The sequence below is a fragment of the Dokdonella sp. genome, assembly GCF_019634775.1.
In the GTDB taxonomy this organism is placed as follows: domain Bacteria; phylum Pseudomonadota; class Gammaproteobacteria; order Xanthomonadales; family Rhodanobacteraceae; genus Dokdonella.
The window spans coordinates 691,804-708,282 of the sequence record NZ_JAHCAS010000001.1 but is presented as its reverse complement, the minus strand read 5'-3'; the positions used below and the strand labels follow the sequence as shown (position 1 = coordinate 708,282).

Annotated in this window: 17 protein-coding genes; 5 read left to right on the top strand and 12 right to left on the bottom strand. The window is 66.9% G+C overall.

Annotated features, from left to right (window positions below; all coding sequences use genetic code 11):
• Positions 1-8 precede the first annotated feature (8 nt).
• The 6 genes from KF907_RS03035 to KF907_RS03010 form a co-directional block, all read right to left on the bottom strand.
• On the bottom strand, positions 9-224 hold the full coding sequence (locus KF907_RS03035) for a hypothetical protein (protein ID WP_291218054.1): 216 nt from the start codon (positions 222-224) through the stop codon (positions 9-11).
• A gap of 184 nt (positions 225-408) precedes the next feature.
• A complete protein-coding gene (gene tatC, locus KF907_RS03030; RefSeq protein ID WP_291218052.1) occupies positions 409-1,179 on the bottom strand; it encodes a twin-arginine translocase subunit TatC in 771 nt (256 codons plus the stop codon).
• Positions 1,166-1,480 (bottom strand): Sec-independent protein translocase protein TatB, encoded by a 315-nt coding sequence (tatB, locus tag KF907_RS03025; protein WP_291218051.1) that lies wholly within the window; start codon positions 1,478-1,480, stop codon positions 1,166-1,168. The genes tatC and tatB overlap by 14 nt, the downstream gene beginning before the upstream one ends.
• Positions 1,481-1,514: 34 nt before the next feature.
• The gene (gene tatA, locus KF907_RS03020; RefSeq protein ID WP_291218049.1) at positions 1,515-1,739 is read right to left on the bottom strand and encodes a Sec-independent protein translocase subunit TatA; all 225 of its coding nucleotides are present in this window, start codon (positions 1,737-1,739) and stop codon (positions 1,515-1,517) included.
• Positions 1,740-1,784: 45 nt separating this feature from the next.
• Positions 1,785-2,459, bottom strand: a complete 675-nt coding sequence (locus KF907_RS03015; RefSeq protein ID WP_472843850.1) for a lipid-binding SYLF domain-containing protein — start codon at positions 2,457-2,459, stop codon at positions 1,785-1,787.
• Positions 2,460-2,543: 84 nt separating this feature from the next.
• Positions 2,544-3,485, bottom strand: coding sequence for an NHL repeat-containing protein (locus KF907_RS03010; protein ID WP_291218045.1), 942 nt, complete (start codon positions 3,483-3,485; stop codon positions 2,544-2,546).
• A 142-nt stretch (positions 3,486-3,627) separates the two neighbouring features.
• Between KF907_RS03010 and hemH the strand changes: the two genes are divergently transcribed.
• Together hemH and KF907_RS03000 are read left to right on the top strand one after the other, a co-directional pair.
• Positions 3,628-4,674, top strand: coding sequence for a ferrochelatase (gene hemH, locus KF907_RS03005; protein WP_291218043.1), 1,047 nt, complete (start codon positions 3,628-3,630; stop codon positions 4,672-4,674).
• Positions 4,667-5,536: an alpha/beta fold hydrolase gene (locus tag KF907_RS03000; protein WP_291218041.1), complete on the top strand. Its 870-nt coding sequence runs from the start codon at positions 4,667-4,669 to the stop codon at positions 5,534-5,536. The genes hemH and KF907_RS03000 overlap by 8 nt, the downstream gene beginning before the upstream one ends.
• 67 nt (positions 5,537-5,603) lie before the next feature.
• Here the strand turns inward: KF907_RS03000 and KF907_RS02995 are convergent, their stop codons facing one another.
• The 3 genes from KF907_RS02995 to ttcA all read right to left on the bottom strand — a co-directional run bounded on the left by KF907_RS02995 (position 5,604) and on the right by ttcA (position 8,314).
• Positions 5,604-6,368, bottom strand: coding sequence for a M48 family metallopeptidase (locus KF907_RS02995; protein ID WP_291218038.1), 765 nt, complete (start codon positions 6,366-6,368; stop codon positions 5,604-5,606).
• A gap of 14 nt (positions 6,369-6,382) precedes the next feature.
• A complete protein-coding gene (locus tag KF907_RS02990) occupies positions 6,383-7,300 on the bottom strand; it encodes a recombination-associated protein RdgC (RefSeq protein ID WP_291218036.1) in 918 nt (305 codons plus the stop codon).
• A gap of 171 nt (positions 7,301-7,471) precedes the next feature.
• Positions 7,472-8,314, bottom strand: coding sequence for a tRNA 2-thiocytidine(32) synthetase TtcA (gene ttcA / locus KF907_RS02985; RefSeq protein ID WP_291218034.1), 843 nt, complete (start codon positions 8,312-8,314; stop codon positions 7,472-7,474).
• Positions 8,315-8,409: 95 nt separating this feature from the next.
• On the opposite strand from ttcA, the gene KF907_RS02980 reads away from it, so the two are divergent.
• Positions 8,410-8,616: a YdcH family protein gene (locus tag KF907_RS02980; protein ID WP_291218032.1), complete on the top strand. Its 207-nt coding sequence runs from the start codon at positions 8,410-8,412 to the stop codon at positions 8,614-8,616.
• Between the two features lie 164 nt (positions 8,617-8,780).
• Here the strand turns inward: KF907_RS02980 and plsB are convergent, their stop codons facing one another.
• From plsB to KF907_RS02965, 3 genes are all read right to left on the bottom strand, one after another.
• Positions 8,781-11,321, bottom strand: coding sequence for a glycerol-3-phosphate 1-O-acyltransferase PlsB (gene plsB, locus KF907_RS02975; protein ID WP_472843821.1), 2,541 nt, complete (start codon positions 11,319-11,321; stop codon positions 8,781-8,783).
• Positions 11,322-11,376: 55 nt separating this feature from the next.
• A complete protein-coding gene (locus KF907_RS02970) occupies positions 11,377-12,282 on the bottom strand; it encodes a hypothetical protein (protein WP_291218028.1) in 906 nt (301 codons plus the stop codon).
• A 309-nt stretch (positions 12,283-12,591) separates the two neighbouring features.
• Complete coding sequence (locus tag KF907_RS02965; RefSeq protein ID WP_291218025.1) at positions 12,592-13,509, bottom strand: 5'-nucleotidase, lipoprotein e(P4) family; 918 nt, start codon at positions 13,507-13,509, stop codon at positions 12,592-12,594.
• A gap of 125 nt (positions 13,510-13,634) precedes the next feature.
• Here KF907_RS02965 and KF907_RS02960 point away from each other — a divergent pair, with 125 nt between their 5' ends.
• Both KF907_RS02960 and KF907_RS02955 read left to right on the top strand, forming a co-directional pair.
• Complete coding sequence (locus KF907_RS02960) at positions 13,635-14,654, top strand: AI-2E family transporter (RefSeq protein WP_291218023.1); 1,020 nt, start codon at positions 13,635-13,637, stop codon at positions 14,652-14,654.
• A 135-nt stretch (positions 14,655-14,789) separates the two neighbouring features.
• Positions 14,790-16,430 carry a hypothetical protein gene (locus tag KF907_RS02955; RefSeq protein WP_291218021.1) on the top strand — a complete coding sequence of 547 codons (1,641 nt, stop codon included), beginning with the start codon at positions 14,790-14,792 and terminating at the stop codon, positions 16,428-16,430.
• The last annotated feature ends 49 nt before the right edge of the window (positions 16,431-16,479 follow it).

Here is a 16,479-nt window from a genome sequence, read left to right as displayed (position 1 = left end):
CCTCCTGCCTACTTGCGCGCGCGGGCATTGCGGCGGATCGCCTGAAGCGGATCGCCAAGGCGCAGGTTCGAAAGGTAGTCGTTGATTGCTTCGTTGGTCACGTCGTAGAGCGGACGGCCCATCACTGCCGCGGCGGCCTTAAGGCTGTCACGCATGCGCTTGGAGACGCGCAGGCTGGCGTCGCGGACGTCGTCGGTTTCGGCGCTGGATTTTTTCGCGGCCATGATCCCTCCTCGAGGGAATTCTCATTTTGGAATGATGCGGACGTTGCAAATGTCTGTTTGTATTGCAGCGCCAAGTGTAGCGGGGGATTTCCGCAGTGCCCACGCGGGAGCCTGTCGACCAGGTAAGAATTTGTCACGTTCACCCGCGTGGATCGGCAACGACGACGCCGGTCTGCGTACCCATTCAGTTTTCGCGGGCCGGGTCTGCCTCGTCCGTCGCCGTGCGCTGCGCAACCAGGCGCGCGGCAATGATGCCGACCTCATAGAGGAGGCACATCGGCACGGCGAGCAACAATTGCGAGATGACGTCCGGTGGCGTCAGGATTGCCGCGATGACGAAGGCGCCGACGATCGTGTAGGGCCGGCTTCTCACCAGCTGTTCGGGAGTGACCGCGCCGATTGCCACGAGGATGACCAGGGCGACTGGCACCTCGAAGCAGAAGCCGAAGGCGAGAAACAGGATCAGGGCGAAATCGAGGAATCGGCTGATGTCCGGCATGACCGCCACCCCAGCCGGGGCGACGCTGGTCATGAAGGTGAAGACAGCCGGCAGCACCAGGTAGTAGGCGAAGGCGCAGCCGACGTAGAACAAGGTCACTGCCGAGACCAGCAGGGGCAGGGCAAGGCGACGCTCGTGCTTGTACAGGCCCGGCGAGACGAACGCCCAGGCCTGGTACAGGATGAATGGCATCGCCACGAACACGGCGGCGAAGAAGGCGAGCTTGAGCGGTGCGAAGAACGGCGAGGCGACGTCGGTGGCGATCATCGCGCCACCGGCCGGCAGGTGTTCGAGCAGGGGTTTCGCCAGCCAGCCGTAAAGGCGATTGGCGAAGGGAACGAGCGCGACGAGGATCAGCAGCACAGCGGCGACCGCCCTGAGCAGGCGCGCGCGCAGTTCGACCAGGTGACCCATGAACGACAGTTCGCCGTCCGCGGGTGGATCAGCGCGGTTCATCGGACGACGGATCGCTGGGTGTGGTCGGCGATCGCGGATTCACCGCCGACTCGATGTCTGCCGCGGTGCGGCGCAGTTCAGCGGCAAGGTCGAGGTCGTGCTGGGCATCGTGCAGGCCGCGTTTGACGTCTTCGGCGGCGAGCTCGCGCTCGATCTCGGCACGCACACCCTGCCAGCTGTTGCGCATGCGGCGCAGCAGGGCGCCGGCCGTGCGCGCCGCGCCGGGCAGGCGTTCAGGGCCAAGCACGAGCAGGGCGACGACGGCGATCAAGGCCATCTTGCCGAAACTGAGCTCGAACATCGCGGTCGACCTTTGGAGTGCGCTGGCCGACCCCTCAGCGGTCGGCGTGTTCCTTGTCGCGCTCGCCGTTCGAGGCGACGGCCGGCGGATCGGCCTTCAGTTCGGGCTTGGCGGTCTCGTCGCCGTCGTTGAGGCCCTTGCGGAAGCTCTTGATGGCCGAGCCGAGATCACCGCCCACGTTGCGCAGCTTCTTTGTGCCGAACACCAGTGCCACGATGACGAGGACGACGATCCAGTGCCAGATGCTGAAACCACCCATTTCGATCACTCCGGAGTTGTGGGGCGATCGCCTGCCGCGCCCGCATCAGGGCGCAGTGTACTCCTCCAGGCGGTCGCGGAAGTCGACGACCGCGTTCGGTACGTCGCTGACGCCGCCTTCGAAGATGCGTCGTGGCGTCACGCCTTCACCGTAGATGGCCTGGTTGGCCTTGTTGTCGATAGACAGCACCGAGCCGTCAAGGGCGACGCCGGCGAATAAGCCGCGCGCACGCGAGTACGAGAGAATCTCGGCCTTGAGTTGGGCGTCGGTCGCGGCCTGGGCGGTGCGGCCAACCGGCCCTGCGGCAGCCGAGGCGTCGGCGCCGAGGGTGAACTTGCCGTGCACGATCGAGTCGACGCCGCGCTGGGTGCGGAACACCAGCACGACATCGGTCGATGACACGCCAGCCTGGAAGCCGACGCTGCCGCCGGTCAGGTTGACGAAGCTCGGATTCGACCAGGTGCCGTCGGTCGATTTCACCGCGATCAGGCCCTCGCCGCGACGCCCGCCGACGACGAAGCCGGCCTTGATGACATCGGGGACCACAGCGATCGCGTGCGCGCTCTGCAGCAGGTCGCGCGGGATCGCCTTGTCCGGTGCCTGCATGATCTCGTTGAGCACGCGTACGGCGTTCGCGGCGCGCTCGAGCGGTGGGTCGGCCGCCCAGGCATCCGTGCAGCAGGCCAGCGTGACCAGGAAAAGAGCGGCGATTGGGCGCATCAGGGACGACATCGGCAAGAGCTCCGCGAGGATGAACCCGGGCAACCTAGCAGATGAGGCTGAGTGCGCGATGAAGCGCGGTGGTCATCGATGGCGCAGACGGTGTGCGCCGAAGCCAGCGAGGAACAGACCGAGCAGGAGCAGGGCGAGTGGGCTGCGCACCGGCAGGGTCGTCGGTGACCCGCCGCCATTGCCGCCGTCCGGGGCCGTGCACGGAGGTACGCCGAGCGCAAAGCCGTGCATGCCGACCTGGCGCAGTCGCTCGGGGCCGGTGATCGGGCCGAGGATCGTCACCGCGCCGGTATTGCGGTTGATGCGGGCGAGATCGGCCCAGTCGGCAACCGTGTTGCTGCCGGGCGAGGGCGGCACGTAGTTGATGACCGCCCACAGCGTGCCCTGGTTGTCGAAGCTCATCGACACCGAGCTGATCCAAGTACTGTTCGGGATGCCGAACGGACCCACCAGTTCGGCCACGCCGGTTTCGGTGTTGACCCGGTAGAAGTTGTTGTTGCCACGGCCGCCGGCGGCGTACAGCGTTTCACCGCGTGCTACGAGGCCGGTGATCAGCGCCCCGGTGTTGTTGCTAACCTGCTGGGTCACGCGCGCGGCATCGACCCTCCACAGGCGATTCGTCGTGGCCGACGACACCCACATCAGGCCGCTGCAGGTGAAGGTCGCGCCGAAGTCATGGGCATTGAACTGGCCGGTGCCGCTGCCGACATTGAGCGGCGCGACGAAACTGGCCGCGCCGGTCGTGGTGTTGATCGAGACCAGCGGTTTCTGGCTGAGGCTGTCGGAGATCGCGTACAGCGTCTGGTTCGGGTCGAAGGCAAGGCCTTTCAGGTAGCCAAACGGCTGGTTGCCGTAGTTGCCGGCACTGCCGATGTAGGTCGCCTGACGGGTGTTGAGATTGATGCTGTAGAGATCGTCGAATGCCGTGGCATAGGCGGTCGACTGGGCGTGTGCCGCCGGCATCGAAGCGACGACGGGCACTACTGCAGCGAGGATGCAGGCGAGTGTGCGCATGGCGGCAGGCTGTTATCGTTATTAGGTGTCGTCGGCCCCACGGTCCGTGTGGAACGGTTCGAGTCTAGTTCAGCCGTCGACGTCGCGACAAGCGCCCGGTCCTGATCCGGGCATGCCCGCCCCGTTCTGGATGCCAGCCTGCATGCCGCGATTCCTCGCCTTCCGCGAACCCGACGCGCCGGTCCGCAACGCGGTCCTGCTCGTCAACCTGGGCACGCCGGCGGCGCCGACGGCCGCTGCCGTTCGCCGCTATCTTGCTGAATTTCTTGGTGATCCACGCATCGTCGAGCAGCCGCGCTGGCTCTGGTGGCTGGTCCTGCACGGCATCATCCTGCGCTTGCGCCCGCGCCGCTCGGCACGTGCCTACGCCAGGATCTGGACCGCGCAGGGCTCGCCGCTGCAGGTCGGAATGGGCGCCCTCGCCGCGCGCCTGCAGGCACGACTGGGCGGCGGCCGCGAAGGCGGTCCGGCCGTGCGCCATGCGATGCGCTATGGCGATCCGTCGATCCCGGGCGTCCTGCGTGAACTCGGTGCGCTCGGCCTGCGCCGCCTGATCGTGCTGCCGCTGTTCCCGCAGTATTCGGCGACCACGGCGGCCTCGGTGCTCGATGCGATCGGCGCCGAGCTGCGCCGCTGGCGCGCGGTCCCCGAACTGCGCTTCATCAACGACTATCACGTCGACGCGCACCACATCGAGGCACTCGCACGCAGCGTCGAGGCGCACTGGCGCGAACATGGGCGCGGCGACGCATTGTTGCTGTCGTTCCACGGCATCCCCGAGCGCTACGTGCGCGAGGGCGACCCATACCGCGACCAGGTCGAGGCGACGGCGCAAGCCCTGCGCAAGCGACTCGGCCTCGATGGACGATCGCTTAAGGTCGGATTCCAGTCCCGTGTCGGCCGTGAGCCATGGCTCGCGCCCTACGCCGACCGCCTGCTCGCCGCGCTGCCCGGGGAGGGTGTGCGCCGGCTCGATGTGCTCTGCCCGGGGTTCTCGGTCGACTGCCTGGAGACGCTCGAGGAAATCGCCATCGCTGGCCGTGAGACCTTCCTCGCCGCTGGTGGCGACAGCCTGCGCTACATCCCGTGTCTGAATGACAGCGCCGACCAGGTCGAGGCGCTGGCGGCCCTGGTCGTGCGCCACGCACAGGGCTGGGACGAATTCGATGCCGCGGTCAGCAGTGGCTGAGGCCATGGTCGATGTGCGCGAACGGCGCATCGCCTTGCGCCACATCGAACTCGCGGCGAAGTGCTGGGGCGATCCGGACCTGCCGCCGCTGCTGGCCGTGCATGGCTGGCTCGACAATGCCGCTTCGTTCGACCTCGTGGCGCCGCTGCTTGCCGTGCGGCGCCATGTCGTGGCCGTCGATCTCGCCGGTCACGGTCGGTCCGCCCATCGTGCGCCCGGCCAGTGGTACGCCTTTGTCGACTATCTCGACGAAATCGGCGAGCTCGTCATGCAGCTGGGCGGTCATGTCGACCTGCTTGGCCATTCGCTCGGTGCCGCGCTGGTATCGGTGTATGCCTCGCTTGCGCCGCAAGGCGTCGGTCGTCTCGCGTTGGTCGAGGGACTCGGGCCGCTCACGCTCGAACCTGCCGAAGCGCATGCGCAGTTGCGTCGCGCCTTCGAGGCGCGCATGGCCTTCGAAGGCCGCCTGCGCGTGTTCGCGGATCTTGGCGCGGCGGTCGCCGCACGCGTGCGCGCCGGCGGACTGACGATGGAAGCTGCGCGCATGCTCGTCACACGCGGCACGCACGCGGTCGATGGTGGTTTCACCTGGTCGAGCGATCCACGCCTCACCCTGCCCAGTGCGCAACGCTACAGCGAGGAACAGCTCGCACCGATGCTGGCCGCGATCAAGGCGCCGACCCTGCTCGTGCTCGCCGAGCCCGGCGCACCGTACCTGCCGCGCGAATCACTCGAGCAGCGCATCGCCCGGGTGGATGACATCGAGGTCGTGCGCATGAGCGGCAGCCATCACCTGCACATGGACCATCCTGGCGAGGTCGCGGCTTGCGTGGCGGCGTTCCTCGACCGGCCTCTTCCGTAGGAGCACGTTCACCGGCGATGCTTCTGCCTGACCGCATCGAAAAGCATCGCCCCTGAAGGGGCTCCCATTACGGTGTGGTGCGGACCAGCCGGTTCAATTCGGCCTTGATCGCCTGGCCGTTGTGGCGAAGCCAATCGCGCTGGTCGCGCCAGTCCGGCAACAGCGACTCGACCAGCGCCCAGTATCGTGGCGAGTGGCTGCGGATGCGCAGGTGGCAGAGTTCGTGGACGACGACGTAACGCAACACCTGCGCGGGTGCGAGGGCGAGGGCGAGGTCGAGGGTCACGCGGTCGCGCGTGTCGAGGCTGCCCCACAGGCTCCTGAGTGGGCGGATGCGCACGCCGGTCGGTGCCATGCGCAGTTCCGCACTGTAGCGCGCCAGCCAGTGCGAGACGTCGCGGCGGATCCCGGCCTCGAGGAAGCTGCGCAGCAGGCCGCGCGCGGTTTCGAGTGCGCGGCGGTGCGCGTGCGGCAGGGTGACGACGAGCCGGCCACCTTCCTGTTCGACGCGTGGATAGTCGCCGTCACGCCATGACAGCGGCGTGGTTTCGCCGCGCAGCGGGATCATGGTGGCGATGCCGACAGCCAGCGCGGGCGGGCTTGCGCCGAGTTTGAGTTCGTCGAGTTTGCGTTCGAGCCATTCGCCGTGCTTGCGCAGGAATGCATCAACCTGGGCCGGATGCGTGCCGTGCGGATAGGTGATGCGGGCGCCGGCCGAGGTCACGGTCAGGCGCAGCCGTCGCGCGCGTGGATGACACAGGCGCAGCACCTTGATCGTCGCGCCGGCCGGGGTCGGCCATTCGAGGTAGTCGTCGGCGGTGTCCAGAGTCATGGTCCGAGCCGCGATCAGTCGCGTTCGTCTGGACGCGGCAGGCCGAACCATTCGTCCAGTTTCTCCAGCAGACGCTTCAGCTCCAGCGTCATCAGCGCAAAGCGTGCATCGAGCTCCTGCCGGGCCGACTCCGCGCTGTCCTCGCCGAGTTCGTCGAGCACCACGTCGAGGAAGCGCAGCTTGCGCACCGTCAGGTCCTCGCCGAGCACGAATGCGATGCGTTCATCCAGTTCGAGGCCGAGCTGGAAAACCTGCTTGCCCGATTTCAGGTGCTCGCGGATCTCGTCCGATTCGAGCTCCTGGCGCCGGCAGCGCACCACCGCGCCGGCCTCGACCGGGTCGCGCAACTCGATCTCATCGCCCCAGGCCAGGCCTGCCGGAAGCTTGCCGTGAGCCAGCCAGCCGGTCATCAGCGCGCGTGGCGACTCCACAGGGGCCATCGGCGTCGCCGGGAACCGCCCGAGCCCCTCGCGGATCGCGGTTACGGTGTCCTCGGCGGCCCTGCGGCTGGCCGTGTCGACGACCAGCCAGCCGGTTTCGGTATCCACATAGGCCGCCAGGCGCGAGGGTCGCACGAACGCGCGCGGCAGCAGTTCGTTGATGACTTCGTCCTTCAAGCGCTTGCGCTCGCGCGCACCGATGCGGCGCGATTCCTTTTCGCTGATCTTGGCGATCTTGTTCGCGAGTTCTTCGGCGATCACCGATGCTGGCAGCAGTTTGTCCTCGCTGCCGATGCTCAGCAGGGCGTAAGGGCCAACCCGGTGCACGAGTTCCTCTGCATCGCGGCCGTAGGGTGAAACGAAGCCGCGCGTGGCCATCTCGATAGGGCCGCATGGGCGCAGGCGATGGTCGTCCAGTTCCTTCTCGAGCTTTTTCAGGGATCTGGCGCAGGATTCGGGGAAACGGAACAGGGTCAGGTTGCGAAAGAACATGCGATCGACGGTTTCAGTCCGGGAGAAGGGGCGGCCGCAGGCTCGCTGCGGCGGGTCGCGTATTGTGAGACCTGCGCGCTGTTCCGGCATCTGGGGAGGCCCTGATTCTGCCCTTCGCCGCTGAAGTCGCTCCTGGCCGGTGACGCCGTTGCGGGATCGATCAGAGCATCCTCAGTGTTCCCCGTGAACCGGGCTCTGCTGTGGATGCCGGTGCGGTCCTTCCAGGCGTTCGAGTCCGCGAAAGTCGAACAATGCCGGATCGGCGAGCTGGGACGGTGCCACACGGGTCAGGGCGCGGAAGATGTTCTCGCTGCGACCGGGTTGGATGCGCTCCCACTCGGCGAGCATGGCCTTGATCGCCTTGCGCTGGAGATTCTCCTGCGAGCCGCACAGGTTGCACGGCAGGATCGGGAACGCGCGTGCAGCGGCGTAGGCGGCGATGTCGGCCTCGGCGCAGTAGGCGAGCGGGCGGATCAGGACGTTGCGGCCATCGTCCGAGCGCAGTTTCGGCGGCATCGCCTTGAGGGTCGACTGATGGAACATGCTGAGGAACAGCGTCTCGACGATGTCGTCGCGGTGATGTCCGAGGGCGATGCGCGTGTAGCCGTGCTCGGCAGCGAACCTGTAGAGCGCACCGCGGCGCAGGCGCGAACACAGCGAGCACATCGTGCGGCCCTCGGGCACGGTGCGCTTGACCACCGTGTAGGTATCCTGTTCGAGCACGTGGAACGGGACGCCGCGCCGGGCCAACTCGGCCGGCATGACCGTGGGGTCGTAGCCCGGCTGCTTCTGGTCGAGATGCACGGCCGCAATCTCGAACGACAGCGGCGCCTTCGCGCGCAGTTGCAGCAGGATGTCGAGCAGGGTCCACGAATCCTTGCCGCCAGACAGGCAGACCATGACGCGGTCGCCATCGGCGATCATGCCGTAGTCGGCGATCGCCCGGCCTGCCAGGTGACGCAGGCGCGAGGCAAGGCGTTCGGTGTCGCGTTCAGGCGGTCGGTCGGCGGTCATCGGGGCGGCATGCGCGGGGTGCCCGATTGTAGCGGCCGGCGGTGTGCCGACGACCGTGCGTGGCGCTACACTCGGCGCTCCACGAGAGGATCGGCATGCAACCCGAAGACCCCGCCGCGATCGTGCGTCGTCTGGCCGAGCTCAAGATCGAGCATCGCGACCTCGATGCGTTGATCGCGCGTTGGAGTCTCGAACCCGGTAGCGATGAACTCGAGATCAAGCGCCTCAAGCGGCGCAAGCTGCATCTCAAGGACAGCATTGCGCTGCTCGAGAGCCGGTTGATTCCCGACCTCGATGCCTGACGGCCATTCCGTGGGAGCGGCTGACCAGCCGTTCGCCTGCTGAAAGCCGGCGGCGATCTTTTCCACTCTCGCGCCTGTCTCCAACCGGGAGCCATCGCGGATGACGCTGCTCCCACAGAGCAAATCTCCGCGGCTGAAGAGTCCACAACCCGGGGCGCGATCCGTTATGCCGCCTCGCTCTCGCTCGACGGCGTTGCCGTGGCCGCGCGGTTCTCCGCGGTGAGCTTGAGGATGCCGTGGCGGATGTCCCGGCTGAGGATCACCTTGGCTTCCTTGACCAGTTCCTCGAGGCCGGCATCGAAATCGAGCTTGTTCGACTCGTCGGGCCAGACCACGCGGCGCTCGCGCAGTTTCTGGATGAAGCCGCGGAACAGCGAGCGGTCGAAGAACTCCGGCGCATTGAGCTCGTGCAGCAGCGACAGACGTTGTGCGGTCAGGAAGCAGAGGTTCTCCAGCTCGCCGGCCGACAGCGAGCCACGGCCGTTGCTGACCAGCAAGGCGATCGTGATGTAGTAGCGTTCGACCGCCTGCAGCAGGCTGTGCGAGATCGCGCGCAGGCGGAATGCGCTGTCGCTCTGGCCCGGCGCGCGCTCGATCACGCGGCCGTCGGCATCGGCTTCGAGCAGGCCGCGTGCGACGAGGACGTCGAGGGTGGCCTCGAGGCGCTGGGTGAAGCCGGCTTCATCCCATGGCAGGAACCACTCGGCCTGGATGAACGGGTAGATCAGTCGGCCGAGGCGCAGGATCGAGGTGCGCGCCATGCGCCGGTTGTTGAGGAAGCAGCAGGCAATCCAGGCCGGCGCCACGAACAGGTGCTGCACGTTGTTGCGGAAGTACGAGAGCAGCACTGCGTTGTCGCCCTCGGCCATCAGCACGTCGCCGAGCGGATGCTTGACCCGGCGGATCCATTGCATGCCTTCGGCATAGGCGACGACCTCGCCGGCGCTCATCGCCGTGACCGTCACGCGCTCGCCGTAGGGCAGGGCAACGAGCAGGTCCTTGCACAGGTCGATCTGGGCGACGAGGTCGGCCTCGGCCATGGCGTGCTTGGGCATCGCCAGCAGGGCGAGGGCGACGAGGTTGATCGGATTGACGTCTGCGGCGCGGTTGACATTGACCTGGATGCGCTCGGCAAGTGCGTCGACGGCGGCGTTGAGCCAGTCCGGTCTCTCGTCCGGGGTGGCCGTCGCCGCGCGCCAGTCCGGCACGTTCGCGTCGAGCAGTGCGGCAAGCTCGATCGGTTCGCCGAAGTTGATGGTGACTCGACCGTAGCGCTGGCGCAGTACCTTGACCGAGCGCAGCAGGCCAAGCAGGGATTCCTTCTCCTTGGCCTTGCCGGAAAGTTCGCCGATGTAGGACTTGCCCTCCATCAGCTTTTCGTAGCCGATGTAGACGGGCTGGAAGATCACTGGCCGGCGCGATTCGCGCAGGAAGCTGCGCAGGGTCATGGCCAGCATGCCGGCCTTCGGTTGCAGCAGGCGGCCGGTGCGCGAACGGCCGCCTTCGATGAAGTACTCAAGGGCGACGCCACGCACGAAGAGCTGGCTCACGTACTCGGTGAACACTGCCGAGTAGAGCGCGTTCGACTTGAAACTGCGGCGCAGGAAGAATGCACCGCCACGGCGCAGGATCGGACCGATCACCGGCAGGTTCAGGTTGACCCCGGCGGCGATATGCGGCGGCACGAGGCCATTCTGGTAGAGCTGGTAGCTCAGCAGCAGGTAGTCGATGTGGCTGCGGTGGCAGGGCACGTAGATCACCTCGTGGCCCGGTGCGACCGCACGCAGGCGCTCGAAGTGGTGCATGACGACGCCGCCGTAGAGCTTGTTCCAGAACGCGATCAGCATGAACGACAGCGAACGCACGACCGTGTGCGAATAGTCTGCGGCGATCTCCAGCGCATAGCTGCGTGCGCGCCGCTGCGCCTGGTCGAGGCGGATGTTCTCCTTTGTCGCAACCGCGGAGATCGCGGCGACGACCGGCTCGGCGTTGACCACGCTGTCGACCACCGTGCGCCGGTGCGAGAGATCGGCGCCGATGATCGTCGTTCGCACGCGCCGGAAGTGCACGCGCAGCACGCGCGCGAGCTTGCGCACGCTGCGCTCCAGCGGCACATCGTGTGGTTCGCCGAGCGTGTCGCGCAGCGACACCGGCGCTGAGAACTGCACGATCGTGTCGCGGCCGTTGAGCAGGATCGCGAGCAGACGGCGGAAACGGCCGACCACGACCCAGTTCTCGGCGAACAGCACGCGGAACCAGCCGGACTGTCGGTCCGGCGCGCGGCCGACGAAGATCGACACCGGCACCAGACGCACGTCGAGCGTCGGATCAGCGGCGACCAGTTCGGCGAGCTGGCCCAGTGTCTCCGAGCGCGTGGCGGGATTGCGCCTGCGCCAGAGGCCCGGGCGCGGCGTCAGCGCGATGATTGCGCGTGTGCGCCGGATCGGCAGCAGCGCGGCGGCTTCGTATGGCGAGGGCAGGGCCGCCTCGCGGCAAGCCTGTTCAAGGATCAGGGTGTCGGAAAGGCCGTAGCGTTCGACGACGTAGACCGTCGCCGGTCCATCGGCCGGGATCAGCGCCTGCGGCTCACGCGGCTCGCGGCGAATGCGGATCCACGGACGCAGCATCGCGCCGAGGACCTTGAGCCAGCCGGGACCGCGGGCGGGCTCGGTTGGCGCATGCAAGGGGAGATTCTGCTGCTCCATCGGCTGTGGCGCGTGCGGCGGGAGGGCACCGTGACGATGGCCTCCCGCGCGTGCATCACCCGTTGCCCGCCTTCGGCGCGGTGACGTCGCCGCCGGCCTTGCGCTCGGCGATCTTGTCGATCGTGTCCTTGCCATACCAACGACCGTCGATCTTCACCATGTCGGTATGGGTCGACAGTGGCGCGCCGAGGAAGCTGTAGCTGACCCGGACCTTGGCATGCGTACCGTCGTTCGACACCACCTCGGTCGTCACCGAGTCGAGCGCCTGGTCGATCGACAGGCCGTAGCCATCGAGCAACTGCTTGAGGCCGTTGAAGGCGATCCCGAGCTTTGGTGCGGCGTGCTCGAAGTCGAGCGCACGCGCCTCGTCGAGGGTCTTGATGTCGAGCGCGCGGGCGGTGGTCGCCAGTGTCTCGAGTGACTTGCGCACCAGTGTCGGGTCGGTGAACGGGGTTTTCTGCGCCCACTCGCCGAGCGACTTCACCGCGGCGAGGGCTTGTTCCTTCTCCGCCGGCGAAAGCTCGTTGCTCTGCTGCACGAGGCCCTGCAGGTAGCCCTGGCCCATGGCGACCATGCCGGGCAGCTGCGCCTTGTACTGCGCGTCGAACTGCTTGAGGTCGGGTTCGATCTCGGCATAGATCGCGTCGACCGCATCCGGTGCGGTCAGCTTGGCCATCGCCTCGGCGAAACGCGTGCGATCCTCGTCGCTGATCTCTGGCTGGCTGCTGCGATCGTTCCATTCGGACTTGATGCGCGCGAACTCGGCCGGCGGCAGCAGGTGTTCGACCAGACCGGCGATGTCGCCCTGGCGGGCCAGGCGCGCCGAGGCGAGGATGGCCTCGTCAGGCCGGTCGGCCCCGCTGCCGGCGGATGCGCCGGACTTGGCGCCATCGTTGTTGCATCCGGCAGTGACGGCGAGGAGCGCGCCGATGACGGTCGCCTGGGCAAGTTTCTTGAACATGGGAGGCTCAGTGCTGGAATCGGGGACGCGCACTCTAGCAGTCTGCCCGAGCGTGGTCATGCCGTGGCCCTGGCCGTGCTGTGTTGGATCGGGCTGGACGACGCGCGCGAACTGCCCAAGAAAAAACCCGGAGGGCGTGGTGCCTTCCGGGTCGAATCCGGCAGAGCCGGAGGGGGAATCTGTGCGTCGTTCTTGCCGCTGACGGAGCGTTCGGGGCAACCGGGCGTCGTCCTGGCAGGCATGTTACTTAAGCGTTATTGCTAATGCAACACTTGAACATGCGCATGATAACTCATTGATATTATTCAATTACTCGAAACGCAATGCGCTCAACTTGGCTTTCCGGCGCTCGCCTTCGGGGAGTGACCACTGGTTGTTGAACAGGGCTGGCTCCCATGAGCCGTAGGTCGGGTTCGGCAGCACGAACCAGCGCGTGCCGATCCAGTCCAGGTACGGCTCGATCGCACGCCGGCGCCCGTCCACGGTGTTGGCCTCGATATCGATGAAGTCGCCGAGCTGGTCGCCAACCTGCATCAGCACGCGATGGTCGCGCGCGATCAGCTGGCGCCGGCAGCCCTTCTCGCTGCCATGCTGCTCGCAGCCTTCGACCAAGGTGCCGAGGCCGAGAAAGACATCCTTGCCCGCGGCGATCGGAAAGCCGAGCTTGCGCAGATTCGACAGGGTCGCGTCGCGCAGGTCGGCGGCGCGGTTGGACAGGTAGAACACGGTCACGCCGAGCTTGTCGGCATGGCGGGCGAACTCGAGCGCGCCCGGAATCGCTGGCGCGCGCTCCTCGCGGCACCACTGCGCCCAGGTGAACTCGTCGTACGAGGTACCGTCCCTGACCAGCCGCGCCTGGTAGGGTGAGTTGTCCAGCACGGTTTCGTCGATGTCGACGATGACCGCGGTATTCCGGCCCGTGTACGGTGCCTTGCGCGTGCCCTCGGGCAGGGCCTCCCAGCGTCGGTCAGCGAGCGCGCTGCGCAGATGCTCCTGCGCGTCGCGCCAGGCCTGGCGGTAGATAAGGTCGCGTTCGATCGCCGTCTGCGTCCACGCCACTGCGTTGAGATTGTCGTTTGCGGCGGGGGCGGTTGGTGCCGGCGCGGCCTCGGTCACCGAGGTTGCGGATGACCCGGTGTCAGCGCGGTCGTCCGGACGTGGCGCCTTGCTCGCACAGCCGGTGGCAACCAGGGCCAGCATCAGGACGGCGGCAAACGGCTTCGACATGCAGGTTCTCCCGGGTGATCGGATGCAATGGTCGCGGGAGTCTACGACAGGCCCGTGACGGATCGGGCTGGCGAACTTGTGGAGCGGCTGACAGACTGCGCGGCGCCGCCCTGCCTGGTTCTGCAATGTCGCTGCCGGTTCCCATCTCTCCCGCACGTCTGAAACTCGTCAGCCATGTACTGATGGGCCTCGGCCTGCTGCTCGTGCTGCATCTGCACCTGCTGCCCGCCCTGCTTGCCGGCCTGCTCGTCTACGCGTTGGTCAACGCGCTCGCGCCGGCCGTGCAGAAGCGCCTGCCCGGCGCGCATGCGCACTGGCTGGTCGTTGCCCTGCTGGCGGCGGTCGTGGTCGGCCTGCTCACCTTCATGATCGTCGTAGCGATCGCCTACCTCGGCAGCGAGCACGGCAACCCGAGCGTGCTGTTCGAGCGCCTGACACCGCTGATCGAACGCGCCCGTGCGCAACTGCCGGCCTTCGTCGATGCCTGGCTGCCGGAGAACGTCGACGAGATCCGCGCGGCGATCATGGAGTGGTTGCGCGAACACGCCGCCCAGCTCCAGGTCGCCGGCCAGGCCGCGGTGCGCGTGACCGTGCAGCTGCTGATCGGCATGATTCTTGGCGCGATGCTGTCACTGCACACCGCGCGCCTGCGTCCACCCGGTGGCCCCTTGGCGGATGCGCTCAACGAGCGTTGCGCGCGCCTGGTCGGTTCGTTCCACGACATCGTCTTCGCCCAGGTCAAGATCTCGGCGCTCAATACCCTGTTCACCGGCTTGTTCCTGCTCGTCGCGCTGCCGCTGTTCGGCGTTCAGTTGCCGCTGGCCAAGAGCCTGGTTGTCGCCACTTTCGTGTGTGGCCTGCTGCCGGTGGTCGGCAACCTCATTTCGAACACGCTGATCTTCATCGTCGGCATGTCGGTGTCGCCGTGGGTCGCGGTCACCGCGCTTGGCTACCTCATCGTCATCCACAAGCTCGAATACTTCCTCAACGCCCGCATCATCGGCACGCAGATCCGTTCGCGCGCCTGGGAATTGCTGATCGCGATGCTGGCCATGGAAGCCGCGTTCGGCCTAGGCGGGGTCGTTGCCGCGCCGATCTACTATGCCTACCTCAAGCGCGAGCTGGAGTCGGCGAAGCTGATCTGACCCGAAGGCGTTCCCGGCGTCGCGCCGGTGCCCTCGCGCCGCGGCTGGCTTTGCTCCGTACACGCCGCCTGCAGGTTCTCGGCAATGCCCTGGCGGGCAGGGCGGCGGCAGCCGTTCCGGACGTACACTTCGCGCATGTCCGCACCAGCGCCCATCATCGTCCGCCACCTGCGTCAGAGTCTGCTGTGGCCGCTGCGCCTGGTCGGCGGTGCCGCCGATGACGATGCAGAGCGACGACAGATGCCGTGGCGGGCCCTGCAGGAACTTGGTGACGCCAGCCCATGGCGCGAGCACGTCGACGAGTACCACGGCAGCGGTTTCCACGAACGCCACTACAACGAGTTCGTCAGTTTCCTGCCTTATGTTCAGCGCTTCCTGTACGGGGAGGGACGCTCACGGCAGGGCGCTGGTGATGCCGCGCAGGGTTCGCCGATGCGCGTGTTCCGCCGCCACGACCTCGCCGCGCTGCGCGTGCAGCTGCGCCCCGGCGAGGCGCAGCTGCTGCTGCGCGTCGAACACGTCGACCTGATCTTCTTTTTCGGCGTGGACATCGTCTTGCTCAACGTCGAGCTGTCGACGGACGATCTGCCGCTGGCGCAGGCACGCGAGCTGATGTACCGCTCCGGCCGTGCCTATCCGGCGGGCTGGGATGCCGGTGGGGAACCGTTGCACTGCCCGTCCAGCGTGGCATGGCTGGATGCGCAGGGCCGGGAGGTTGTGTGCAGCGATGCCGCCGACCGGGCACTCTTTCTGACCCATGTCGCCGAGCATCGTGCGCCGCGCATCGCCGCGCATTGGGATTACGTGATGGCGCCGCTGGTCAACCATCATTCCGGGCGTCCGGGCGCGTTGCGCTATCGCCAGATCGAGTACTACCGCATGCCAATGATGGCCTACCTCGCGGTGGACGAACCGTCGCGGCTGACGCGCGACGACTACCTGCGGCTGGCCCTGGTCACGGGCAGCCACGACCGCGCAGGTTGCGATGCGTTTGCGCCCGCCGACTTCGAGCAACAGTATTGCTACGACCGCTTCTGGACCGACTCCGGCGTGGCGCCGCGCACGCGCTACCTGTGCTCGGGTTTGTCGTTGGTGGTGACGGGCGATGCGCACAGCAGCTACTTCCGCGACGCCGAACGCGGCGCGCTGGCGCAGTTCCGCCACCAGCATTTCCTCCTGTTCCTGATCGCGCATTTCCAGAAGGCGGCGCTCCTGATGATGTCCGACCAGCTGGCCGAGGCGCTGATGGCACTGGATGTGAAGCGACCCGATACGGTCAAGCGCTTCAAGCGGCAGATCCGCCGCAACTATGTCGCCTTCCTCAGCTTCACCCACCGCTACTGGTTCCACGAGATCAGCGAACAGGCGCATGTGAAGGCGTTGTTCCGCATGTGCACACGTCACCTCGGCATCGATGGCGTCTACGCCGAGGTCAAGGAGCGCATCCATGACATGAGCAGCTATCTCGACGCCGATGCGCTGCGTCGTCAGGCCAACACGGTGGTGCGCCTGACCGTGGTCACCATCTTCGGACTGGTCGGGACCATTACCGCCGGCCTGCTCGGCATGAGCCTGCTGGCTGGACCGAACACTCCGGTGCTCGAGCGCGTGCTGACCTTCATCGGTGTGTTGGCGGCCGCCGCGGCGCTGACGATCTACACCATCGTCAAGTCCAAACGGCTGTCCGACTTCCTCGATGTCGTGTCCGACGAGCGCGTCGGCGGATGGAACAAGCTGCGCGCGCTGGTGGCGGTGTGGCGGCGCGAGCCAATGTAGGACCCGTTGAGGAAGATCCGATCAAATCCTGTAGCGGCTGAAGCCGCCC